This is a genomic window from Alistipes ihumii AP11 (genome assembly GCF_025144665.1).
Taxonomy (GTDB): Bacteria; Bacteroidota; Bacteroidia; order Bacteroidales; family Rikenellaceae; genus Alistipes_A; species Alistipes_A ihumii.
The window spans coordinates 1,802,637-1,826,230 of the sequence record NZ_CP102294.1; the positions used below are offsets into that span (position 1 = coordinate 1,802,637).

19 protein-coding genes and 1 pseudogene are annotated in these 23,594 nt (G+C 51.4%); 18 read left to right on the forward strand and 2 right to left on the reverse strand.

The features are described from left to right. Positions 1-2 precede the first annotated feature (2 nt). Positions 3-440 carry a hypothetical protein gene (locus NQ491_RS07300; protein ID WP_034283078.1) on the forward strand — a complete coding sequence of 146 codons (438 nt, stop codon included), beginning with the start codon at positions 3-5 and terminating at the stop codon, positions 438-440. 184 nt (positions 441-624) lie between these two features. On the opposite strand, the gene NQ491_RS07305 is transcribed toward NQ491_RS07300, so the two are convergent. Further along, entirely contained in the window at positions 625-2,025 is a 1,401-nt protein-coding gene (locus NQ491_RS07305; protein ID WP_019246282.1) for a site-specific integrase, read from the reverse strand. Between the two features lie 570 nt (positions 2,026-2,595). Between NQ491_RS07305 and NQ491_RS07310 the strand changes: the two are divergent. Further along, a pseudogene (locus NQ491_RS07310) lies at positions 2,596-3,664 on the forward strand (tyrosine-type recombinase/integrase); the annotation flags it as partial. Positions 3,665-3,827: 163 nt separating this feature from the next. On the opposite strand, the gene NQ491_RS07315 reads toward NQ491_RS07310, so the two are convergent. Beyond that, positions 3,828-4,010 (reverse strand): tyrosine-type recombinase/integrase, encoded by a 183-nt coding sequence (locus NQ491_RS07315; RefSeq protein ID WP_390620789.1) that lies wholly within the window; start codon positions 4,008-4,010, stop codon positions 3,828-3,830. Between the two features lie 841 nt (positions 4,011-4,851). Between NQ491_RS07315 and NQ491_RS07320 the strand changes: the two genes are divergently transcribed. The 16 genes from NQ491_RS07320 (at position 4,852) to NQ491_RS07395 (ending at position 23,561) form a co-directional block, all read left to right on the forward strand. Then, positions 4,852-6,123: a site-specific integrase gene (locus tag NQ491_RS07320; protein WP_259800535.1), complete on the forward strand. Its 1,272-nt coding sequence runs from the start codon at positions 4,852-4,854 to the stop codon at positions 6,121-6,123. Positions 6,124-6,594: 471 nt separating this feature from the next. Beyond that, positions 6,595-7,674, forward strand: a complete 1,080-nt coding sequence (locus NQ491_RS07325; protein ID WP_019246954.1) for a hypothetical protein — start codon at positions 6,595-6,597, stop codon at positions 7,672-7,674. Positions 7,675-7,853: 179 nt separating this feature from the next. Beyond that, entirely contained in the window at positions 7,854-8,249 is a 396-nt protein-coding gene (locus NQ491_RS07330) for a hypothetical protein (protein ID WP_034283533.1), read from the forward strand. 174 nt (positions 8,250-8,423) lie between these two features. Beyond that, a complete protein-coding gene (gene rfbA / locus NQ491_RS07335) occupies positions 8,424-9,317 on the forward strand; it encodes a glucose-1-phosphate thymidylyltransferase RfbA (protein WP_259800538.1) in 894 nt (297 codons plus the stop codon). Between the two features lie 866 nt (positions 9,318-10,183). After that, positions 10,184-10,759: a dTDP-4-dehydrorhamnose 3,5-epimerase gene (rfbC, locus tag NQ491_RS07340; RefSeq protein ID WP_019246840.1), complete on the forward strand. Its 576-nt coding sequence runs from the start codon at positions 10,184-10,186 to the stop codon at positions 10,757-10,759. Positions 10,760-10,810: 51 nt separating this feature from the next. After that, positions 10,811-11,659 carry an NAD-dependent epimerase/dehydratase family protein gene (locus tag NQ491_RS07345; protein ID WP_019246839.1) on the forward strand — a complete coding sequence of 283 codons (849 nt, stop codon included), beginning with the start codon at positions 10,811-10,813 and terminating at the stop codon, positions 11,657-11,659. Positions 11,660-11,674: 15 nt separating this feature from the next. Next, positions 11,675-12,781: a dTDP-glucose 4,6-dehydratase gene (gene rfbB, locus NQ491_RS07350; RefSeq protein WP_259800541.1), complete on the forward strand. Its 1,107-nt coding sequence runs from the start codon at positions 11,675-11,677 to the stop codon at positions 12,779-12,781. 13 nt (positions 12,782-12,794) lie between these two features. Further along, positions 12,795-14,327 (forward strand): MATE family efflux transporter, encoded by a 1,533-nt coding sequence (locus NQ491_RS07355; protein WP_019246836.1) that lies wholly within the window; start codon positions 12,795-12,797, stop codon positions 14,325-14,327. A 59-nt stretch (positions 14,328-14,386) separates the two neighbouring features. Then, positions 14,387-15,187, forward strand: coding sequence for an SDR family NAD(P)-dependent oxidoreductase (locus NQ491_RS07360; RefSeq protein ID WP_147524773.1), 801 nt, complete (start codon positions 14,387-14,389; stop codon positions 15,185-15,187). Positions 15,188-15,220: 33 nt separating this feature from the next. Beyond that, on the forward strand, positions 15,221-16,966 hold the full coding sequence (locus NQ491_RS07365; protein ID WP_019246834.1) for a thiamine pyrophosphate-binding protein: 1,746 nt from the start codon (positions 15,221-15,223) through the stop codon (positions 16,964-16,966). A gap of 13 nt (positions 16,967-16,979) precedes the next feature. Next, positions 16,980-18,077, forward strand: coding sequence for a polysaccharide pyruvyl transferase family protein (locus tag NQ491_RS07370; protein ID WP_026089803.1), 1,098 nt, complete (start codon positions 16,980-16,982; stop codon positions 18,075-18,077). Positions 18,078-18,089: 12 nt separating this feature from the next. Then, the gene (locus tag NQ491_RS07375; protein WP_019246832.1) at positions 18,090-19,196 is read left to right on the forward strand and encodes a glycosyltransferase family 4 protein; all 1,107 of its coding nucleotides are present in this window, start codon (positions 18,090-18,092) and stop codon (positions 19,194-19,196) included. A gap of 22 nt (positions 19,197-19,218) precedes the next feature. Then, positions 19,219-20,265 (forward strand): EpsG family protein, encoded by a 1,047-nt coding sequence (locus NQ491_RS07380; protein WP_019246831.1) that lies wholly within the window; start codon positions 19,219-19,221, stop codon positions 20,263-20,265. A gap of 20 nt (positions 20,266-20,285) precedes the next feature. Next, positions 20,286-20,999, forward strand: coding sequence for a glycosyltransferase family 2 protein (locus NQ491_RS07385; protein ID WP_019246830.1), 714 nt, complete (start codon positions 20,286-20,288; stop codon positions 20,997-20,999). A gap of 8 nt (positions 21,000-21,007) precedes the next feature. Continuing rightward, on the forward strand, positions 21,008-22,144 hold the full coding sequence (locus NQ491_RS07390) for an NAD-dependent epimerase/dehydratase family protein (protein ID WP_019246829.1): 1,137 nt from the start codon (positions 21,008-21,010) through the stop codon (positions 22,142-22,144). Between the two features lie 424 nt (positions 22,145-22,568). Continuing rightward, positions 22,569-23,561, forward strand: coding sequence for a CgeB family protein (locus NQ491_RS07395; RefSeq protein ID WP_019246828.1), 993 nt, complete (start codon positions 22,569-22,571; stop codon positions 23,559-23,561). Positions 23,562-23,594 lie beyond the last annotated feature (33 nt).

Below are 23,594 nucleotides of genomic sequence, written 5' to 3' on the forward strand. Positions count from 1 at the left end.
TTATGTCGTATAAGAAAATTAAGCCTGTCGAATATACGGAGGCTGAATTACGGGAATTATGGCGTTGTGAATATTGCAGAAAGGTTATTCATACTCATGATGGCATACGAGTACGATTTTATGAAGATCAATTTGATCACGCATTTTATGAAAGTACAAATAGAAAAAAAGCCAATAAAGATGCTTTGTCGTATGCCCGGTTAGAAAAAATGTTATGGATAAAGGATGTATTGGCTGATGCTTCTGCAAAAATGTATGTAGGATGGGATAAGAAAACAAAATCCTATAACACCAACAAAAGAGTGTCTATTGTCAAAGAGGATTATGTTGTGGTTATTGGGATAATCAAGGATACAGAAGCGAAATTTATCACGGCTTACAATGCCGATTCACCTCATACTAAAGCACAGATTATAAAAAGTCCGGAATGGAAAAAATAAAAAGGACGCTGATTACTGGTTCAGCGTCCGAAACCTCTGTAGGTTCCCTACCAAGGGTAGAGACGGTACAAATGTATGAAGTTTTTATTTAACTGCAAAAAAAATCATATCTTTGCGCGCTCTTTCAAATCTCATTTCAGATATATAACGCAAAAGGCGTGCTATTATTATACACTTCTTGTTTTTATTCTAAATAGCCTATTAGTTCTTTCTTCATATCCTCGTCGATGTCGCGGTAACGAGCGAATGCTTTGCTGCCTTCCTTGTGTCCACTCAATGATCTCACGAGGTTGGGGTCTTTCACTTTTTTGTATATATTGCCGATGAACGTGCGCCGGGCCATGTGCGATGATGCAACCTCATATAATGGCTTCTGTACTTCTTGTCGGGTCTGCTGATCGAGGACGGTAACGATACGGTCTAAGCCAGCCTTTTTGAATGCCTCTTTGATTTTCCGGTTGTAATGCTGTTCCGTGCTGAACGGGAACAAACTCCCTCTATCATGGTCCTGATATTTGGCGATCAGTCGTTTCGCGGTGTCGTTCAGCGGTACACGCACGGTGATCGGTCTGTCCTCTTTAGTCTTTCGGGGAATATACTCCACCGCATCGTTAATAATGCTTCGGTAGGTCATTTTATACAGGTCGCTGACACGACAACCGATAAGGCATTGAAATACGAAAATATCTCGCTGTGTCTCTATCTCCTTATCATCAGACATATCGGCTTCGAGCAGTCGGTTTCGTTCTTCATTACTGATATAGATAGGTGTGCCGTAAACGATCTCCCCAATCGTAAAATGTTTGAACGGATTATTTATCGTGTAGTTGTTGTCGATAGCCCATATAATAAAAGCCCGGAAGCGGGTGAGCATATCCGCAACGGAATTTTGCCCACGCGGTTTCGGCATTCCTTTAGGAATTTCGTTGCCGTCCTTATCGAGAATCGGCGGACGCTTGCGCTTCGGTGTCAGTAACGCTACTTTAGCGGAATACGGAAATAGATCGTATATCTCCGGGTATTTCAAGAAGGCCTCTTGTTCGTTTAGCAGAAAGTTCTCGATCTGTCGCAATAGTTCCGGATTAAGATTGGCGAAAGTTATTTTGAAGCCCCGGTGTCCCTCTTTTTTCCAGTACAACTCGAACCGATGCAGGCTCCGCATGATTACTTTGAAATTTTTGCGTCGCGGCTCCGACAGTTTATGTGTGGTAACGTATCTTTCCATAATATCGAAAAACGAAATCTCACTTTCTTTCTGGGCTTTGGGCGGTTTATGGAATTTGCGAACTATTTTCTCAAGGAATGATTTATCAATAATTGATTTATCTTCCGCAGTCTGTACCTCTTTTTCAATATGCTCTGTTAAAGCCTTTAATTTGGTCTTTTTCTCCAAAAGCATTTCTCTTTCTTCGCCGGGAATATTAGGTATGTTGATCTCGTTTTTCTTTCCCCACCGTTTAGCTTCTACCCAAATACCACTGCCGATGCGGATTCTGTTATCCTTGCTAACATAAATTCGCATACAAATTTCCGATTCTCCGGCGGCATCTTTTTTTCTGCTGATATTATAATACGTCTTGCCCATATTTTTACTTTTTCGGCAAGTTATAATATCCTTCGGAATACACAAAATATTTCGGGCACTTTTTGGGCACTTTTATTCCAAACTATCGAAAACAGTATAAAACACATTCAATTGAAATCAACTTTTAGTTATTGATATATAGATATTTATTTATATAATTCGATGGTTTTTATTTTGGTGGTTTTTGCCATTTCAAAACCGGCTCCGGGTACAGAAGACGCCTCTCACGTACGTGAGAGGCGGCTTTGCTTTCAAGATGTTCCCAAAATGTTCCCATCGATCAATGGAATTTTAATGAGCACAAGTAAAAATCTTCGTGCTTCTCATTTGAAATAGAAAATAGCTGCTTTAAGATATTCTGCGTGTTGCGACAAAAAGATTACGCAATCGGAGTCAATAGAAATATAAAATGCGGGGACAGTATCACCGTTCCCCGCATTTATTAAGCAATTGCTATATTCGTCTATCGTGCGGGCATGAAAACGAAATGCACAAAACATAAGATGTCGAAAGTAGTATAACAAGACAATGAACCAACAACTTACAAAAGTGTGACAAAATTCGACGGAAAAAACCAAAAATAAAAGCGTCGTCGCCCAGCGTATCAACGAAAAGTTAGAAAATATTAAGACCAATATCGGCAAGCGGTACCAGTGTACCTGCGATCGATTCGTATGTCGCTGCAGAGAAAGTCAAGAACGCTTTGCTGGGTTTCGGGGACGGGTACCAACTCCTACTGCAAACATTCGATGAGTACCTGAACGATTTCGAGAAAAACCGTGTCGGCAAAGACCGCAAAGCCTCCACGTTGGAAAACTACCGTAAGCAGTACCGACGCCTTGCCGCGTTTCTGCAATATGAGTATAAGGTAGAGGATATACCTTTCAGGGAACTTAAACGGGAGTTTATCGAAAAGTATGTCGTATATCTTTCTACCGTTCGGAGGATGTTGCCGGGGACATTGCCCAATGCGATCAAGAAACTAAAGTTGATGAGCTATACGGCCTTTAAGAACGGATGGATTGCTTCAGACCCTTTCGTTGGATTCCGGGTGACAGGTAAGTATCGCGACCGCCGTTTTTTATCGGAATCGGAATTTCAGGCGGTCATGGACGTGCAAGTTCCCAATTATAAAACGGCTATCGTCAAAGATATATTCGTGTTCTGTTGTTTTACGGGACTGTCTTATGCCGACGTAAAGAAACTTTCCTATGACGACACCCATACAGACGAGCGGAGTGATGTGTGGATTATCGATAACCGGGCAAAGACGGGAACGCAGTTTAGGGTCAAACTCCTACCTGTAGCCAAAGAACTCGTTGAGAGGTACAGCCGCTTGCGGTTGTCGGATAATAAGGTGTTTCCGGTCAAGGACTGTGCTTCGATGGATATGTCCTTGCGTCATGTAGCTCGTCATGCGGGATTGTCGTTCAATCCGACGATGCACGTTGCGAGGCACACTTTCGCAACCACGATTACTCTTTCTCAGGGCGTACCGCTGGAGACGGTCAGTAAGATGTTAGGCCACAAGCATATCACGACGACCCAGATTTATGCGAAAATCACCAACGACAAGATAGGTAGGGATATGGATATGCTGAGCGAAAAAATAGCGGGTAAATTTAGAATGGCTCGATAAATACCTTAAATATTCGTGTTGAGCATATTGCATTTTCAACTAACAAAGAGAGCATTTTGTCGATGCTATTTCAATACCCATTTCTAATAAAACCGTTTCATGATACATTGTGAGGCGGTTTTAGTTTCCTAATACACTATACAAATAGAGTCTTTATTTGAGTTTATCTGAGCATTTTGCACATTTGGTCGATGCAATGGCGTTTCTGTTCCGTATTCGGGTGAACGTATAAATTGAGTGTAGTACTGAGATTGGAATGTTCGAGTAGTACACTTACTGTTTTGTAGTCGCACTTGCTTTCGATGCAGCGGGTAGCGAAGCTATGCCGTAGACCATGGAATTTCATTGCGGGCAATACATATCGGGGAGATTTGTGCGTTAACGTGAGACGATTTGGATGTCGAAAACGGAGTTATCCTTGTTCGAAGAACAATTCAATGCATTGAGGTAATTTTCAACACTCCGAAAACTCCATTCGAGAAATTCCGATGACAAAAGACTTGCAGAAAATGTTCGCCCTATCAAAAAGTTGTGAACGGGAATTTTTACGTCCTGCCGAATGATCCGACGTCGGCCGAACCGCGCGCATATCGAAACTATTACAGACAATTATGCAATCGCTCGGACTGCCGTACTTAGACATAGTAAATACCCAGATTCTTGAACGTAAGATGAGATTGGACATATTCCATGATGTGCCTTTGATGCGAACGACTTAAAATATCTATTGACTGTTTGTCGCGTTCGGTCGGAAACTTTATGTCTATCTGACGATATTCAATCATTTGGTTCTTGACACCGAAATGCGTTACCGTTTTCAGAACGATCAAAATCACCTTGACGGTTTTCAGGCTTAATCCTTCGTCGAGTTTACGAAATACGAAGGTTTGCACATGCTGGCCCCCGACGAGTATCCGTACCATTTTACCGAATAAAGGCAAAATGTGGTTCCCGATCAAAAGCATGCAGGCCCAAGATCGAACGCTTTGCATGATGTTTCTTATCTTCTATTCTCAGCGCGACGATTTCCGATAGTTTGGTTGCTGCCGGCATAGCTTAAAAGGTTTCGGACACGCCGATCCGTACCCTACCTTGCCCGCCGGATCGACGAACCTGATCTTCCGACAAACCGAGACTTCATTTATGCGTCGATCCGAAGTTTCGGAGGAATATTAAAAAATCACATCATGACAACCATCCAAGTGAAATTGCGTCATTCCGGCGTACAGGGTAAGGCCGGCACGATCTACTATCAAATCACCCGTGGCCGAAAGACACGCCGGATCGCTACACACCTTCGGATCGCACCCGAACACTGGCTGCCGGCGGCGCAACGCATCGCCCCTGCAATCTCGCAGACCCCGGAGGGACGTCTGCTGCGGCACCGTATCGAGCACGACATCGCATCGTTACGCCGTATCGTTCGGGAATTGGACACGCAAGGGAACGGTTACGGACCGGACGATATCATCATGCGATTCCGTATCATGGCACAGCGCATAACGGTAGCCGAATCGATGCGGCGCGAGATCGACGAACTGACGAACAGCAACCGCCTCGGAACGGCCCGGAACTACCGGCGGGCGTTGAACAGTTTTATGAGTTTTCTCGGGGCAAAAGACATTCCTTTTTCGGCCGTAACCGAATCCCTGATCGACGAGTACAACGGCTTTCTGATCCGGCGGGGCGTCGTGCGCAATACCGTATCGTTCTATATGCGTATTCTCAGAGCCGTTTACAATAAAGCCGTCCGCAAGTACGGTATCGAGCAGACCTATCCGTTTCGGCATGTCTATACCGGAATCGACCGTACCCGCCAGCGGGCTATCGACGAACGTTTCATCGCCAAGCTATGGAGGCTGGATCTGACCGATGCCCCCTCTCTCTCGCTGGCACGCGATCTCTTTATTTTCAGTTACTGCGCGCGCGGCATGGCTTTCGTCGACATGGCCTATCTGCAAACGAAAAATATCCGGGACAATGAAATCGTCTACACGCGTCGCAAAACCGGACAACCGCTACGCATCCGCATCGAACCGTGCATGCGCGAGATCATCGTCCGGCATGCGGCGGCGACTTATCCGTCTTACCTTTTCCCGATTCTGCGGACAACGAAACCTGACAAGGCCTTTTCCCAGTATCAGACGGCACTGAATCGCTACAACCAGCAATTGAAGGAGCTGGCACAACGCCTGAACCTGAAGGAGTCGCTCTCTTCCTATGTAGCCCGGCACAGCTGGGCCACGGCTGCACGAAAACACAACATCCCCCTTTCCGTTATCAGCGCGGGGATGGGGCACGCTTCGGAACGAACGACCCTGATCTATCTGGCTTCGCTGGAGAATTCGGCAATAGATGCTGCCAATCAGAAGATTACGGCTGTTTTGAATAAAAACGTCTCTATGCAAGAAACCATAAGCGGAGATAAACAGTTGGTAATGAATAGGCATGTTGTATAAAATGCCGCATTGTTACATTTGTTTGCAACGTAAACACAAACATTTTACACAGATGGCGAACGGCATAGCAAAACGATAGCTTGATATCGGCAGATAAGCACCATTATGAATGTATTTATTTTGTTTTTAATATGTTGCACTAATACGGATAAATATTTTTTCGATCCGACGACTTGTCCATTGTTGTTTTTTTATATATGTTTGTAATCGCATTATGTGGTTTCTTGCATAGAGACCATGCGAAACGGGATCATCTCGTCGCCGCATTCGAATGCCATAATCGCAAGATGCGAACGAGGGGAAACGCATAGTGCGAAATGAAACGAAGGGCAAGTCTGAAATTTTCAGTATCCCTTTCTGTTTGACGGGTAAGTCTTTGATATATCGATGGTTGTACAAGCCGTTCGATATGGCGGAGGAGTGTCTGTAACTGAAAAAAGCGACTGTTTTTTGGAAGCGAATATAGATACTTTGGAAGGGGAGACCAAGGACATTCCCGAGTTGGCCGAACGCTTTGCACGCAGAAGAAACAGCCAAGCCGTAAGGTGGTACGTGCTGACGCTTCCTTCCTGTCACCGGGGACCGGCCGTCGGTCTGCAAAGGGAGCTGGACCGCCGCATCCGTTGCGGCGAGCCGGGATTCGAGTTCTTCGCTCCCTCGTACGTAGAAGTGAAGGACGAGGAGGGACATTTCGTCCGTACCCGCCGCCCGTTGCTTTACAACTATGTTTTTGTCCGCTCGTCGGAAAGCGAGATATATCGGATGAAGCAGGAATTGCCTCAATACAACTTCCTGCCGCGAGTGCGGGAAGGGCTACGCGGATACTATCCTTACCTGTCCGACGAGGCGATGCGCAACCTGCAATGGGTTGCACGCTCCTACTGCGACGAGCTACCTGTCTATATGCCCGAAACGGAGAGGCTCGCCAAAGGCGACCGCATCCGTATTATCGCGGGGAGATTCAAGGGTGCTGAGGCACGCGTAGCGATCCGACCCGGCGGAGGACGGAAAGATGTCGTCGTATGCGTAGAGAACTGGATGTGGGTTCCGCTGCTGCACGTCCGTCCGGGAGAGTACGAGATCATCGCTCTGCACGAGGGCGGAAAACACGTATATACCCGGCTGGATAACGACCGGTTGCAGGAAGGCCTGCACGAGGCTATGGGGCGCTGCTTCTCCCCGGGAGGCGCGACGGACGAAGATCGCGCCTTGGCGGCCGAAACGATCAAACAATACGGCCGACTGCAAGTAGACAGCGATGTGTTGCGCAGCAAACTCTACTCCATACTGCTTCCGGCCTACACGTTGCTCGGGGAGAGGAAAGAGCGCGAAAAGCTGATCGGGACGATCCGACACCTGCTTCCGCTCGTCCAGGCAGAACAGGCTCGTGCGAATTTGCTCGTCACATTGTACGGATGCGCGGATAGCAGTCTTGATTACGAACGGGCCCACGAGATCGTCGAACGATGGAAAAGGGAAGAATCTCCCAAGAAAAGCAAGGCGCGCCTGATCCGGTGGCTGGACGATTACGACCGCTGGCTGGGCCACTGAATGCTGCACGCTTTTACACGCTTGCATATGCTTGATTTTCCGAATCCCTGCTTCAGGTATGGTTCTCGGACTCGCTTGGAAAACGGATACGGAATAAACCGGTAGCCGGACTCGATCGAAACATCACCTTAAGTTAAGGAAGAGTCAGTATGCGACAACCCGTGGAAAACGCAGAAATCATGGCTGGAGGACCGCTACGAAATACCGAGGCCGAACCTTCGGGAGTCCGTCTGATGGCCTTCTTGGCAGCTCACCGAACGGAAGTGCTCGCTCGGGAACAAAATAACGAGCGATTCATCCACTTGTATGGCACAGGGGGATACTGGGCGGCTTTCGAACGATCCGCCTACCAGCTATGCCGGTTGTTTCCCCGAAACGAAACCGCGGTTTTCCATTTCGCGGCTTATCCTTTTCCCGTCGTCATGGCATCCATTGCGGACGGCGAGCTGCGGGCCTACTCCCGGAGACACATACTGCGGACCGTTGATCCCGATCATAAAGTGCTGACGGTTCCGGTACTCGCGCCCGAGGCGTACAAACGATGGCGTGGCGAAAAAATAGAAGAATTCGCGTAACGAGATACTTTGCTCCTTTCACGAACGGCATTGCTCGTCCATGAGATATTGCGGAGAACCGGTTGTTCGGAGAGCGAATGATTTGTATAACATGGAAACGATAATCGACCGGCCTGTATCCGAGATCCGGCGCAGGCCGGTCGGGCACAGTAACCGTTTTTACTTAATCATCCTATGAAAGGTATCGTATTGGCCGGGGGGTCGGGGACGCGGTTGTACCCGATCACCAAGGGGGTTTCCAAGCAGTTGCTGCCGATCTACGACAAGCCGATGATCTACTATCCGCTGTCGGTTCTGATGCTGGCCGGAATCCGGGACATTCTGGTGATCTCCACGCCGTGGGATCTGTCCTCGTTCCGGCGGCTGCTCGGAGACGGGTCCGACTACGGGGTCCGTCTCTCCTATGCCGAGCAGCCGTCTCCCGACGGACTCGCTCAGGCGTTTCTGATCGGAGAGGAGTTCATCGGGGACGAGGCCGTATGCCTCGTTCTGGGCGACAACATCTTTCAGGGGGTGGGCTTTCCCGCTCAGCTGCGGGAGGCCGTCGGCACGGCCGAGCGGGAGGGCAAGGCAACCGTTTTCGGATACCGGGTAGACGATCCCCAGCGGTACGGCGTGGCCGAGTTCGACGAGAACGGGACATGCCTCTCGATCGAGGAGAAGCCCGAGCATCCTAAATCCAATTACGCCGTAGTGGGACTGTACTTCTACCCGAACAGAGTGGTCTCCGTGGCCAAATCGATCGAGCCCTCCTCCCGCGGGGAGCTGGAGATCACCTCGGTGAACCAACGGTTTCTCGCCGACGGAGAGCTCAAGGTGCAGACCCTCGGACGAGGCTTCGCCTGGCTCGACACCGGAACGCACGATTCGCTCTCGGAGGCGTCGATCTTCGTCGAGGTGCTCGAGAAGCGGCAGGGGGTCAAGATCGCCTGTCTGGAGGAGATCGCCTATCGCAACGGGTGGATATCCGAAGAGAAACTGCGGGAGGTGGCCGAACCCATGCTCAGGAACCAGTACGGACAATATCTGCTCAAGCTGCTCGCAGAGGTCGCCCGCGACGGGCGCTGAACGGGAAACGGACGCTTATTCCAGACACGACACGCAAGCCGTCTCCGTCCCGAATCATATGCCCTGACGTACCGGCTTTCGCGTTTCCGATGCTTCCGGCTTGCGCGCGCGAGCTTCCTTCCGTCGGCAGAGACCTCGCGGCCGGAAACGGTCGGAGACACGGTCTGTGAGCCTCAAGCCGCGGCTGGGAGATATCGCAACTCCGGGGCGGGTATGCTCGCCACATAACGAAACATATGATTGCCGTATCCGTCCTAACGGAATAGGATGCCTCCGCTGGCGATCGACGAGGCGGCGGCTCGGGTGCAGGCCGGCTGCCCGACCGGCCGGACAGGAGCCGGTATTCCGGGCCGGTTCGGCATCCGAACGATCCGCAACGCTCGGTTTCCGATGAAAGCCCCCGGCGGGCTACAATTCCGGCAACGCGCCGAAAAACGAGAGAGAAGAAGCAAGACGAATTCCCCGGGCATTGTATTATCCGTCCGGAGACGTACCACGCCCCCCGGGCGACAGAACCGGAAATGCGGCCGGGGAGAGAGCGGAGCGTCCGCGAGTCCGGCTCGGCCTTGCGGAGCCCGGGAGCGAGGAAGGCTCGTGCGACCGGTTTCTGGGTTGCGCGGATCGGTCCTTCCCGACAGAAACGCCGGGCGAGCCCGGAATATCTGCTAAACCCGATTACACACTTTGTTACACCAGCCGTTCTAGGAGGTGTTTTCGGCTCATACTTCCCGATGGCTGGAAACCCTCTGGCATGGAGCCGGCTGGAAAATGCTTGCACTTGGCACATTCGGTATATTAATGCGTATGATCGGTCTGCCAAATACTTCTCCATACCGAAACCCGGATAAAAAACAGGGTTCATTCTTATGAAAGTTATCGAAACAGCGCTCGAGGGGGTCGTAATCCTCGAGCCCGAGTTGCATCGCGATGCGCGGGGATACTTCTTCGAAAGCTACTCACAGAAATTGTTCGACAGATCGGTTCGGCCGGTCCGATTCGTACAGGACAACGAATCGCGATCCTCTTACGGCGTGCTGCGGGGGCTCCATTTCCAGCGCGGAGAACATGCACAAGGGAAACTGGTGCGCGTGATTTCAGGAACCGTACTGGACGTGGCCGTGGACATCCGCCGCGGCTCGCCGACCTTCGGCCGCCACGTGGCCGTCGAGCTCTCGGGCGAAAACAAGCGTCAACTGTTCATCCCCCGCGGATTCGCGCACGGGTTCGCCGTACTGAGCGAGGAGGCGCTCTTCCAGTATAAATGCGACAACTACTACGCCCCGCAGAGCGAGGGGGCGATCGCATGGAACGACCCGCAGATCGGTATCGACTGGCGGATCGACCCCGCGAACGTGATTCTCTCGGAAAAGGACAGCCGCCATCCGAGACTGGACGAAGCACCCGAACTGTTCGACTATAATACGGACTATTACGCAAGGTAATCTCCGGATACGAGTCGAACTATCCTCTTTTTCCTGAAACATATTTTTCGAATGGATAAACTGAACATATTGCTCACTGGAGCCAACGGATATATTGGAAGGCACATCGTATCCCGACTGGTCGAACTGGGGCATGCCGTCACAGCCTGCGATCTGACTTTCACGGACAAACATCCCGAGGTAAAGCATGTAGAATACAATATTCTGCAAAAGCACCCTGACGATCTATTCTCGAAACTGGGAGCCCCCGACGTATGTCTCCACATGGCATGGCGGGACGGTTTCGTTCATAACTCCGATAGGCATATGCAGGATCTGTCGGCACATTTCGATTTTTTGAAGACACTGATCGACGGAGGTCTGAAACGGTTAGCCGTCATGGGAACCATGCACGAAATAGGTTATTGGGAAGGAGCGATCGACGAGCATACGCCCTGCAATCCCGTCTCGTTGTACGGAATAGCCAAAGATGCGTTGCGCCGGAGCATGATGTGGTATTGCGGAGCTCACGATTGCCAGTTGCAATGGCTGAGAGCCTATTACATACTCGGCGATGACGCGAAAAACCATTCGGTGTTCAGTAAAATCTTGCAAGCGGCCGAAGCCGGTGATCAGACCTTTCCGTTCACGACCGGCAAAAGCCAGTACGATTTTATCGATGTCGACGAACTTGCCGATCAGATAGCCTGCGCCGTCTCGCAAAACGAGGTACTCGGTATTATCAATTGCTGCACCGGCCGTCCCGTATCGTTGGCCGAGAAGGCCGAACGGTTTATCGCCGAGCGAGGGCTGAACATCAGACTGGCATACGGAGCTTATCCCGATCGACCGTACGACTCACCTGTCGTATACGGCGATCCGGCGAAAATCCGGAAAATTATGGGAATAATAAACCATTAACCGAAACTGATCGCTATGAAAAACATACTGATCACGGGCGGCGCCGGCTTCATCGGGAGCCATGTGGTGCGCCTGTTCGTAAACAAGTACCCCGGATACCGCATCGTCAACCTCGACAAACTGACCTACGCCGGCAATCTGGCCAATCTCGCGGACGTCGAGAACGCCCCGAACTACACGTTCGTAAAGGCCGATATCTGCGACTACGAGAGGATGCGGGAGCTATTCCGCGAGTATGCCGTCGACGGGGTGATACACCTCGCGGCCGAGAGCCATGTCGACCGATCGATCCGGGACCCGTTCACCTTCGCCCGGACGAACGTCATGGGAACGCTGTCGCTGCTTCAGGCGGCCAAGGAGCAATGGAACGGAGATTACGAAGGGAAACGGTTCTACCACATATCCACCGACGAGGTCTACGGAGCGCTGCCGATGACACGGCCCCAAGGCGATCCGAACGGAAACGAGTGCGGAGGGGGACCCTACGGAGATCGCTTCTTCACCGAGCGGACCAAGTACGATCCGCACAGCCCCTACTCGGCCGGCAAGGCTTCGTCGGATCACTTCGTCAGGGCCTATCACGATACATACGGCCTGCCGACCGTCATCTCGAACTGCTCGAACAACTACGGACCCTATCAGTTCCCCGAAAAGCTGATCCCGCTGTTCATAAACAACATCCGGAACGACAGGCCGCTACCGGTCTACGGCAAGGGGCAGAACGTCCGCGACTGGCTATACGTGGAAGACCACGCACGGGCCATAGACCTGATTTTCCACGAGGGGAAAATCGCCGAAACGTACAACATCGGAGGATTCAACGAGTGGAAGAACATAGACCTGATAAAAGTGATCGTCAAGACCGTAGATCGACTGCTGGGCAGGCCGGAAGGCGCGAGCGAAAAACTGATTACCTATGTCGCTGACCGGGCCGGGCACGACCTGCGCTATGCGATCGACTCCACGAAGCTCAAGGAGGAATTGGGCTGGGAACCGACCCTCCAATTCGAAGAAGGCATCGAAAAAACAGTCCGATGGTATCTCCATAACCAAAAGTGGATCGATAACGTGACCTCGGGGGAGTATGCAAAATACTACGAGGAAATGTATCAAAACAGGTAACCGGGAAAGGGGAATGCTGAAAGCCGAGAACAACCGCCGAATAGCAAAAAATACAGGCATACTATATCTCCGGACGATACTCATTCTCGTCATCACGTTGTATACGTCCCGTATCGTGCTAAATACGCTCGGCATCGAAAATTACGGAATATACGATATCATAGGCGGATTCGTCGCATTTTTTTCGGTCGTCAGCGCCACGATGGTTGCCTCAACGCAGCGGTTCTTGACTTTCGAACTCGGAAAAAAGGAGGGTCATTCTCAGGAAGTATTCGGAGCCGCAATGACGATTCATATCGTCTTAGCGCTGATTCTGTTGTTGCTGTTCGAGACCGTCGGTCTGTGGTTTCTGAACGCCAAGTTGAATATCGCCGCGGAAAGAATGCATGCGGCCAACTGGGTCTACCAATGTTCGGTTCTGACTTTTCTGATCAATATCCTGAGTATTCCCTACAACGCGACAATCATCGCCCACGAGAAAATGGACGTCTTCGCCTACATCAATATTCTGGAGGTGACGTTGAAACTGCTTATCGTTTATTTTTTGCTTATCTCGCCGGTCGACCGGCTAATCCTTTATGCGGTGCTCGTACTCTGCGTAGCCGTATTCGTCCGCTTTATTTACGGTGCTTACTGCTTGAGACATTTTCCGGAAACCCGATACATGCTGATTCGAGAAAAATCCTACTATAAAAAGATTTCCCAATTTGCCGGGCTGAACTTTTTGGGAGCCAGTTCGTATATCTTGGCAGGACAAGGTATCAATCTCCTGCTTAATCTGTTTTTCGGCGTGACGGTCAATGCAGCACGGGGAATCGCCTTGCAGGTCGAAGGAGCCATCATGAAGTTCGTCAACGACTTTACGACAGCCCTGAACCCGCAGATTACGAAATCTTATGCCTGCGAAGACAAGGATTACATGATGGAATTAGTCTGCCGGGGATCGAAATATTCATTCCTGCTCTTCCTGTTTCTAGCGCTTCCCGTGATGGTCGAAACTCCGCTGGTACTGTCCATTTGGTTGAAAGAAGTACCGGAGTATACGGTGATTTTCGTCCGATTCTCGTTAAGTATCGCGATGCTCAATACGCTCTCCGCCCCTTTGACGACTTGTGTTTTGGCCACGGGCAACATCAAGGCGATGTCGCTCTGGATCGGGACGGTGCGATTGTGCGTGCTGCCGTTGGCCTACTTGTTTCTGCGATGGGGCTATCCCCCGTTTATCGTATATGCGGTCGTTCTACTGACGGATATGTTGCTGTTGTTCGTTCGTATCGGCATCGTGACGAAAGTGGTCCGGTACAGCGCCGGTTTTTTTATGAAAACCGTCATATTGAGGCTCATTCCGGTATTACTTCTTTCGGGGCTGTCGGCCGTTCTGCTGTCCCGTTTCATTGCGGCCGATAGTTTCGTCGGGCTGGTAGCTTTTACTGTAACTTGCTTATGCGTGACCGCAGGAGTGGTCGCATATGCCGGATTGAACGATACAGAAAGAACGTACGTCGTCACGATGGTCTGTTCGAAATGGGGTAAACCGAAACGCTGAACACCTTAACACCCTAAAAAACAATGATAAAAGAGGCTATTGTACGGGCCCTGCGATGGATGGTGAAAGGAACCCCGAACGTTCGAATTACGGCGAACATCGTCGAAACAGCTCCGCAGAACAGGCTCGCAGGCAAAAAAGTGATCGTTACCGGAGGCGGACGAGGCTTAGGTTTTTACATCGCACGGAAGTGTCGGCAAGAAGGAGCGTCCGTCTTGATCGCCGGACGGGACGAGCGAGTGCTGCAAGAAGCGTCGCAACGGCTCTGCGACTGTCCTTATCTCGTATTCGATGTCCGGCGAACGGCAGGTATCGCCGCTTTCCTGTCCGAAGCCGACAGACTGCTGGGAGGCCGAGTTGATTGTTTGGTAAACAATGCGGGTATATCTCTGCATGAAAAATCGTTCGCCGATGTGACTGAGGAGGGATTCGATCGCCAATTCGACACAAACCTCAAAGGCCCCTATTTCCTGACTCAGACTTTCATCGACTACATGAACAGAGAGAAAATCGGACAAGGCAACATCCTATTTATTACTTCGGAAAGAGGTCTCTATTGCGACGACATTCCCTACGGGTTGACCAAGGCGGCGATCAACAGTCTCACGACCGGCCTCGCCCGTCGACTGATCGCTCAGGGGATTCGGGTCAATGCGATTGCACCCGGCGTAACGGCTTCCGACATGACGGGGGTCGATAAGAACGGCAACCTCTATTGGCCCTCTTCCTGTGCCGGACGGGTTTTCCTTCCCGAAGAGGTGGCCGAAGTCGCGGCTTTCCTCCTGTCGGACGTTTCCATGTGCATTTCAGGTGAAATCGTGCCTTGTAACCAAGGGAACCACTACCGATGCGACTGGTAATCAATCGTTCGAAAAAATATAATATAAAATATCATGAATAAGTCGTATACGAACGAGCGGAATGTCCAGATCGTGATCGCGCTCCTCAAGGCGCACGGAATCCGCAAAGTAATCGTGTCTCCCGGCACGACCAATGTCGCTCTGGTAGGAAGCATACAATACGATCCGTGGTTCGAGATTTTTTCGGCGGTGGATGAACGTTCCGCAGCCTATATGGCCTGCGGATTAGCGGCCGAAGCGGGCGAACCCGTCGTACTCAGTTGTACCGGGGCCACGGCTTCGCGCAATTACATGCCGGGGTTGACAGAAGCGTATTATCGGAAATTGCCGGTACTGGCCATCACCTCGATACACGATTTTTCGAACGTGGGACATCTCATGCCGCAGGTCATCGATCGGACGGTCTCCCCGCGCGATGTCGTCGGACTGAAAATCGAATTGCCGTCCGTCAGAGACGACAAGGAAGCGTGGAATTGCGAGATCAAAGTGAACAAGGCTCTGCTCGAACTCAAACGCAAGGGCGGCGGTCCCGTGCATATCAATTTGGCGACGGGAGCCAGTTGCAGCTTCTGCGTCAAGAACCTTCCTGCGGTACGGATGATCGAGAGGATCGGATACGGAGACATTCACCCGGAAATGCCCGCCGGTCGAATCGCCGTCTTTGCAGGAAGCCATGCTCGATGGAGTCCCGAACTGACCGAAGCGGTGGATCGTTTTTGCGCATCGCGCGATGCCGTGGTATTTTGCGACCATACGAGCGGCTATCACGGGAAATACAAAGCGTTGTACGCGCTCGTCGCCGGACAGGAACAGTACGATCCGGGATTGGGACAAGTCGACTTGCTCATCCATATCGGGGAGGTGTCGGGCGATTACTTCACGGCGGGCCGGATGAAAGGTTGCCAAGTGTGGCGAGTGAGCGAAGACGGTGAGATTCGCGACACTTTCCGTCGGTTGCGTTACGTGTTCGAAATGTCGGAACGGTCGTTTTTCAAACATTACACCGTCGGCGAAGGTACGTCCGACCGCTTTCTGCGGCAATGCCGGACCGAGTACGACAATTTGTACGCAACGATTCCCGATCTGCCTTTTTCCAATGTATGGATCGCCTCGCGGATGGCCCCTCGCATACCGGAACATGCTGTCGTGCATTTCGGAATCCTCAATACGCTACGTTCGTGGAACATGTTCCGGATGCCGGAATCGGTCGTCTCGAACTCTAATGTCGGCGGTTTCGGGATAGACGGCGGGGTATCGACTCTGGTAGGGGCTTCTTTGGCCGACCCCGACAGACTCTGTTTCTGTTTCATCGGAGACCTCGCGTTTTTCTACGACATGAACGCGATCGGCAACCGGCATGTCGGAAACAACATCCGCATTATGTTGATCAATAATGGGAAAGGCACCGAGTTCAGAAATTATTTCCATCCCGGACAGATGTTGCTCGGCGACGATGCCGACCGGTACGTCGCCGCAGCCGGCCATTACGGCAACCGGTCCCGCGTCTTAGTCAGACATTATGCGGAAGATTTGGGATTTACCTATCTGTGCGCATCGGACAAAAAAGAATTCGAACGAGTATATGAACAGTTCCTGACCCCGGAAAAGACACCTAAACCCCTGTTGTTCGAAGTCTGGACGAACAGCGATGAAGAGAGCGAGGCGCTACGGATTTTGCGGAACATAAAATCGGACCCGACGGGAAAAACGAAGCATTTAGTGAAACAATACCTTGGTCCTAGAGGGATCAACTTCGTGAAAAACATTCTGAAAAAATAACGATATAATACCGATGAAAATAGGCATCCTGACTTTCCATTGCGCCCATAATTATGGAGCAGTATTACAGGCATACGGACTACAGGAATATCTTAGGTCGCAAGGACACGAAACGTACATAATCGATTATCGTCCCGGTTATCTGACTCGAAACTACAAAGCGTTCAATATTCGCTTCTGGATGGCCTCTACCCCGCGGGAGATAGTATATAAATTGCGCTACGAGCCTTTTTTATGGAAACACAGAATATTGCGGGGCAAAGCATTCGACCGATTCATACGGAACCGCTTCGACCTGCATCCCTATGTCCGGCATACGAATTTTTCCGATTTCGATGCGATTTTTTTAGGGAGCGATCAAATCTGGAACAAAACGATTACCGGGCAGCGTTACGACGAGGTATTCTTTGGAGGAAACGCAACATGCAGGGTTATCGCCTATGCGGCCAGCATGGGACGCGGAACGCTTTCCGACAAAGACCGCGAACGCCTCCGGCAATATTTGGCCCCTATGACCGCAATCGGCGTAAGGGAGGAATCGCTAAAGGAGTTGTTGCAGCCGCTGAGCGCCAAACCGGTTTACACAACGATCGACCCCACGCTTCTGGCAGGCACCGAAATGTTCGAAAAGATCGCCTCGCCCCCGGCCTCAGATCGGAAATACGTCCTCGTATACGACTTGAGCCCTTACAAACGCGAGGTGCTTGAGATCGCCCGGAATGTCGCCGAAAAGATCGGGGCTCGAATCGTGGAACTCGACGCCTATCCGCTGACCGGATTCTCCATGCGATACAAAGACCAGACGGCATCGCCGGAACAATACCTCGGCTATTTCCGACATGCAGCCTTCGTGGTCACGACCTCTTTTCATGGCACTGCATTCTCGTTGCTGTTCAACCGACCTTTCTACACGATCAAGCAGGACAATCCGGCAGACCTCCGAGCGCTCTCCTTATTGGAAAAAGTAGGATTGACCGACCGGTTTATTCCACTCGGAACGGTACCCGGATGCAATCCCGTCCGGTACGAAAAAGTAGAGCAGCATCTTGCATCAGAAGTAGAAAAATCACGAGCATTCATCGACGACGCTCTTTCGTCGCCGATTCGTTAAAACTCATTTTTCATGCCTACCCGACGAATAGCATTTCTACTGCCCCGATCCGGCGTCACTCCAATCGGTGGGTACAAGGTCGTCTATGAATACGCCAACCGACTGGCGGCCGACGGATACGAAGTCGAACTGGTCTATCCCGCCTACGTAGCTCGATTCCAACAAAGCCTGCTGGTGACCTGCCTGAAGTGGAGCAAATCGTTGATCACGTTTCTTTACCGAAGGTGGAAGGGGTATTCGGGTCGGCAATGGTTTCCACTACATGAACGGATTAAGGAACATTGGGTATGGTCCCTCGTCGAAAAGCGCGTTCCTTTAGCTGATGTTTACATCGCTACGGCAGTCCAAACCTCGCGTTATCTGGAACGATATGTAGGCATTTTGCCGGAACGAAAATATTATTTCATACAGGGATTCGAGAATTGGGGCAGCAACACATCTGAGCATGTCATGGAATCCTACCGCTATCCTATGCGAAAGATCGCCATCGCCCGTTGGCTCGTCGAACGAGTCGAGTCGTGTGGCGAAAGTTGCGCATTGATATACAATGGATTCGACTTCGATTATTTTAAAAGGGAAATCCCTTGCTCGGACCGAGACAAATTCCGTATCGCCATGATGTATCACGCTTTGGAAACGAAAGGATGTGCTGACGGCTTCAAAGCATTGGAGATCGTCAAAGCACGCTATCCTCAAATAGAGGTTTCCATATTCGGAGCGACACCCCGCCCCCGACATTTACCCAAATGGTATCATTATGTACAGCGCCCCGACCGGCAGACGCACAATCGCATTTATAACGAAGCGGCTATTTTTATCGGAACGAGTTGGTCGGAAGGCTGGGGGCTGACCGTAGGAGAAGCCATGATGTGCGGCGCAGCAGTTGCTTGTACGGACAATCCGGGTTATTCGGAGATGGCACGGAATAGCGAAACGGCCCTGGTATCGCCGATCAAAAATTCACAAGCGTTGGCCGAGAACATCATCCGTTTGCTCGAGGACGACGAATTGCGCTGTCGTATCGCAGAGGCTGGTTATCGAAATATACAACAATTCACATGGGAGGCATCTTATCCGAAATTTCGTTCGTTGATCGAAAACGGCTGTCGGCAAATATAGTCGCTCCCCTCATTACAAACGTATGCATACTTTAGGTATCGTTACGTTGCTATTCGTTGGCTGCGCCATTATCGCATTGGGCGAATCGAGCATAAAGCGAAAACAACTGTATTTTATATACGGGCTGACCGGATTTCTGATGGTATTGGCCGCCGGATTGAGAGACGGAAATACCGTCAGCGATTATAAGACTTACCTCAACATGTTCCAATACCCAGAGGAGGCGTCTACGGTAGAACCCACATTTACCCTCATCGGCTCTCTGGTCAAAGCAGTTTGTCCGTGGCCCGTCCTATTATTCGTGATTTACGCGAGCATCGGCGTTACATGCAAGATTTTAGCTATCAAGAGACTGACTTCATTATTATTTCTGTCGTTAGTCATTTACATATCGAACGTGTACCTGCTACACGACATGACGCAAATCAGAGCCGGAGTTGCGTCCGGCATTTTTTTGCTGGCCATTCGACCTCTGGCCGAACACAAAATATTCCGTTATACGGCTTTGATTCTGCTGGCCTCGCTTTTCCATTATTCTTCACTGTTGCTATTACCGCTAGTCGTGTTGAAAAACCAACCGATTGCAAGCAAAAGCAAATGCCTCTGGTGGAGTATCGTACCGCTGGGATTCATAGTCCACGGTACGATGTTCGATATTTCCGTCATTCCCATCGAAAGCATTCGACTCAAACTGGAAATGTATCAACATCTTCAGGAACAAAGCGTACAAGGGTTTACGGACGCCAATTTATTCAACCCGTACTTTTTGTTCCGATGTGCGCTGTATTACGGCATGCTGTGGAAACGTGACACGATCGGAACGTACAATCCCTATTTCCCGCTATTGATTAAGATAGAAGGAATCGCCCTCTTTCTGTTTCCCGCGCTTTCATTCATCTCGTTACTCGGGTATCGGGGATCCGAATTACTGGGCGTCGTCGAGATTATCCTGTATCCACTGTTCATGTACGCATTCCGGCCTCGAATAGCTGCCAAGATGGCGGTGATCGGAATCGGTACTCTGCTACTGGCGGTCAACATCATTCATAAACATTTGATTTTTACATGAAACCGTCTATTTCTGTATGCATGGCAACCTACAATGGGTCTGATTATATCCGGGAACAACTAGACTCAATCTTACCTCAATTGAACAACGACGACGAAATAGTCATATCGGACGACCATTCATCGGACGATACAATCGAACGGATCAAAGCTTTGGGAGACCCACGCATCAAAATTTTCTACAACACTGGAGAACAGGGATTCACGTCTAATTTCGAAAATGCCTTGAAACATGCCACTAAACCGATCATATTCCTGTCGGATCAAGACGATATATGGATGCCCTCCAAAGTCACCTATTGCATGGAGCGTCTGGCCGGAGGGTGCGATCTGGTAGTCCACGATGCCGTCGTCGTCGACGAGAACAAAAACGTTTTACACGACTCTTTCTACCGTGTGAGGCATGTTCATAGAACGCTCATAGGCAATCTTGTCAAATTCGGATATTTGGGATGCTGCATGGCTTTCCGACGCGAGATTCTGGAAGTAGCTCTACCGTTTCCGACGAATCGCAAATGTTGTCTCCACGATAATTGGCTCTATTTGGTAGGAAGCGCTTTTTTCAAAAGCACAATTGTGAACGAGAAATTAATTCTCTATCGTCGACACACCCATAACACCTCGACCGGCGGCATAGGTTCTTCCACCACGACAGCGGGCTTTAAACTGAAGTATCGTTTTTACCTGATATGCCGATTGATCGGTCGAATGCGACTTGATCGTCATCGAAAATAAATATTCCTATGAAAAATATTCTGATCACGGGCGGCGCGGGCTTTATCGGCTCGCACGTCGCGCTCAAGCTCGCCGACAAAGGATACGAAGTCACCGTGCTCGATAATCTGTCGCCGCAGATTCACGGCGAGGACCCCCAAAACACCTCCCCGCTGTACCGCAGCATCCGCGACCGCGTGCGCTTCCTGCGCGGCAGCGTAACCGACCGGAACGACTGGCTGCGGGCCCTTGACGGACAGCATGCCGTGATCCATCTGGCCGCCGAAACCGGAACCGGGCAGTCGATGTACGAGATCGAGAAATACACTGCCGTCAACATCGGCGGCACCTCGCTGATGCTCGACCTGCTCACGAACACGAAGCATTCGGTCGAGAAGGTGATCGTCGCAGCATCGCGCGCGATTTACGGCGAGGGACGCTATCTGAGCGAGGAGATGGGATACGTCTATCCGCTCTCGCGCGCCGACGAGGACATGAGACGGGGCGACTTCGAGTGCAAGTACCCCGGCTGCACGAAGCCGCTACGGCTGGTCGGGACGACCGAAGACTCGGCGATTCACCCTACGTCCGTCTACGGCATCACCAAGCAGGTGCAGGAACAGCTCGTGATGACCGTCTGTCCCGCGATCGGCATCGCCCCGGTCGCCTTCCGCTATCAGAACGTCTACGGACCCGGCCAGTCGCTCAGCAATCCCTATACGGGCATCCTGTCCATCTTTTCGACCCGGATTAAAAACGGAAACGGAATCAATATCTTCGAGGACGGCCGCGAGACGCGCGACTTCGTCTATATCGACGACGTGGCCGACGCGACGATCCTCGGTCTGGAAAAGGCCTCGGCTGACGGCGAGGCATTCAATGTCGGCACGGGCGTGGCGACTGACGTCATGACGGTCGCGCGCACGCTGATCGACAAGTACGGCACCGAGGTCCCTCTCACGGTCAGCGGGAACTATCGGCTGGGCGACATCCGGCACAATTTCGCCGACATCTCGAAAGCCCGGCGGCTGCTCGGATTCTCTCCCCGCTGGTCGTTCGACGCCGGCATCGAGCGGTTCGCCCGGTGGGTAGACGGCCAGCAGGTGCAGGCAGACCGGTACGAAGACTCGATCGAGGAAATGAAGCGGAAAGGATTGTATAAATAGTCCGTCCCCGACACCCCCGACGGATCCGGACTTACCCGTGCATCCGAACAGGCGGCGGACACCCGCAAGATTCCGCGCCGCCCCGCGCTGGCGGCGAGCTTCGCTCCCGGACAGCTCTCCGGCGCGTCGAAGTCCGTTCGCCTTTCAGGTCATAATCCCGTTGAACGACGAGCCGGGGTCGCGGTACGGACGCCCCGATCGATACGAAGCGTCCTTCCGGCTCCCATCCCGCTGCGTACCATAAACGACCCGGCAACGACACCCCTCATAGACGCCTACGGAGCAGCTTTCGACTCATCCTTATTAAAGCAACTTTTTTCCCCCGGAGAAACGGACCGGCTTTCGGAGCCCGCAGTCCGGTTCCGAAAGCCGGAACGCACCCGCGCGCAAACCGTCTGTTGCGACACTTTTGTTATAACCGATCATGTTTTTAGAAAACAGAAGCATTCTGTTCTTCTCCGCGCAAGCGTTCGGCTATCAGAACGAAATCCGCGCGGAGATGGAGCGCATGGGAGCCCGCGTGGACTATTTCGACGAGCGCCCGGCCAACTCGTTCGCGGTCAAGGCCGCGATCCGGATCAACCGGAATCTGCTGGCCCGCTACATCGACCGTTACCATGCCCGGATCATCGAGCGCACCAAAAACCGAAAGTACGATTATGTCTTTTTCATCAAGGGCGAGTCCATTTCCGTTGAGAATCTCAATAAAATCAAGGAACTGCATCCCGAGGCGAAGCTGATCATTTACCATTGGGACTCGATTGCCAACAACCGCAACGCGCTGCGTATCCTGCCCGTGTTCGACCGGGCCTTCTCGTTCGACAAGCCCGACTGCGAGAAGCTCGGCATCCGCTTCCTGCCGCTGTTCTACCTGAGAGACTACGAGGAAATCGGCAGACAGGAGCCCGACTACCGCTACGATCTGATGTTCGTCGGCACCGTTCACAGCGACCGGTACGGGCTGCTGCACCGCGTGACCGGACAGATCGAGCGGGCCGGCGGACGCTGCTTCGCCTACATGTTTTTCCAGAGCCGGATTCTGTACTGGAAAATGAAGCTACAGAACAAGAGCCTACGCGGCACGTCGATCAGGGATTTCCGCTTCGTCCCGCTGCCGAAAGCCGGCTTGCTCGATCTCTACCGCAAATCGCGGGCAGTCATCGACATTCAGCATCCCCGGCAAACGGGCCTCACGATGCGGTGCATCGAAACGATGGGCGCCAAAAGAAAACTCATAACTACGAACGGACATATCGCCGAATACGACTTCTACGACCCGAACAATATTCTGATCGTGGATCGGCAGAATCCCGTCGTGCCGCCCGGTTTCACGACCTCTCCCTACAGGGACATACCTGTCGAGACGTACGACCGCTATCGGATCGACCGCTGGCTCGAAACGATTCTCGAATCGTAGCTCCGGTCGGATCCGAAATTTCGACGAAAGACG

What these genes read in the sequence shown, in the direction of transcription:
- NQ491_RS07300 (WP_034283078.1), top strand. Translation starts at nt 3, where the DNA reads ATGTCGTATAAGAAAATTAAGCCTGTCGAATATACGGAGGCTGAATTA.
- NQ491_RS07305 (WP_019246282.1), bottom strand. Translation starts at nt 2,025, where the DNA reads ATGGGCAAGACGTATTATAATATCAGCAGAAAAAAAGATGCCGCCGGA.
- NQ491_RS07315 (WP_390620789.1), bottom strand. Translation starts at nt 4,010, where the DNA reads ATGAAATTCCATGGTCTACGGCATAGCTTCGCTACCCGCTGCATCGAA.
- NQ491_RS07320 (WP_259800535.1), top strand. Translation starts at nt 4,852, where the DNA reads ATGACAACCATCCAAGTGAAATTGCGTCATTCCGGCGTACAGGGTAAG.
- NQ491_RS07330 (WP_034283533.1), top strand. Translation starts at nt 7,854, where the DNA reads ATGGCTGGAGGACCGCTACGAAATACCGAGGCCGAACCTTCGGGAGTC.
- rfbA (WP_259800538.1), top strand. Translation starts at nt 8,424, where the DNA reads ATGAAAGGTATCGTATTGGCCGGGGGGTCGGGGACGCGGTTGTACCCG.
- rfbC (WP_019246840.1), top strand. Translation starts at nt 10,184, where the DNA reads ATGAAAGTTATCGAAACAGCGCTCGAGGGGGTCGTAATCCTCGAGCCC.
- NQ491_RS07345 (WP_019246839.1), top strand. Translation starts at nt 10,811, where the DNA reads ATGGATAAACTGAACATATTGCTCACTGGAGCCAACGGATATATTGGA.
- rfbB (WP_259800541.1), top strand. Translation starts at nt 11,675, where the DNA reads ATGAAAAACATACTGATCACGGGCGGCGCCGGCTTCATCGGGAGCCAT.
- NQ491_RS07355 (WP_019246836.1), top strand. Translation starts at nt 12,795, where the DNA reads ATGCTGAAAGCCGAGAACAACCGCCGAATAGCAAAAAATACAGGCATA.
- NQ491_RS07360 (WP_147524773.1), top strand. Translation starts at nt 14,387, where the DNA reads ATGGTGAAAGGAACCCCGAACGTTCGAATTACGGCGAACATCGTCGAA.
- NQ491_RS07365 (WP_019246834.1), top strand. Translation starts at nt 15,221, where the DNA reads ATGAATAAGTCGTATACGAACGAGCGGAATGTCCAGATCGTGATCGCG.
- NQ491_RS07370 (WP_026089803.1), top strand. Translation starts at nt 16,980, where the DNA reads ATGAAAATAGGCATCCTGACTTTCCATTGCGCCCATAATTATGGAGCA.
- NQ491_RS07375 (WP_019246832.1), top strand. Translation starts at nt 18,090, where the DNA reads ATGCCTACCCGACGAATAGCATTTCTACTGCCCCGATCCGGCGTCACT.
- NQ491_RS07380 (WP_019246831.1), top strand. Translation starts at nt 19,219, where the DNA reads ATGCATACTTTAGGTATCGTTACGTTGCTATTCGTTGGCTGCGCCATT.
- NQ491_RS07385 (WP_019246830.1), top strand. Translation starts at nt 20,286, where the DNA reads ATGGCAACCTACAATGGGTCTGATTATATCCGGGAACAACTAGACTCA.
- NQ491_RS07390 (WP_019246829.1), top strand. Translation starts at nt 21,008, where the DNA reads ATGAAAAATATTCTGATCACGGGCGGCGCGGGCTTTATCGGCTCGCAC.
- NQ491_RS07395 (WP_019246828.1), top strand. Translation starts at nt 22,569, where the DNA reads ATGTTTTTAGAAAACAGAAGCATTCTGTTCTTCTCCGCGCAAGCGTTC.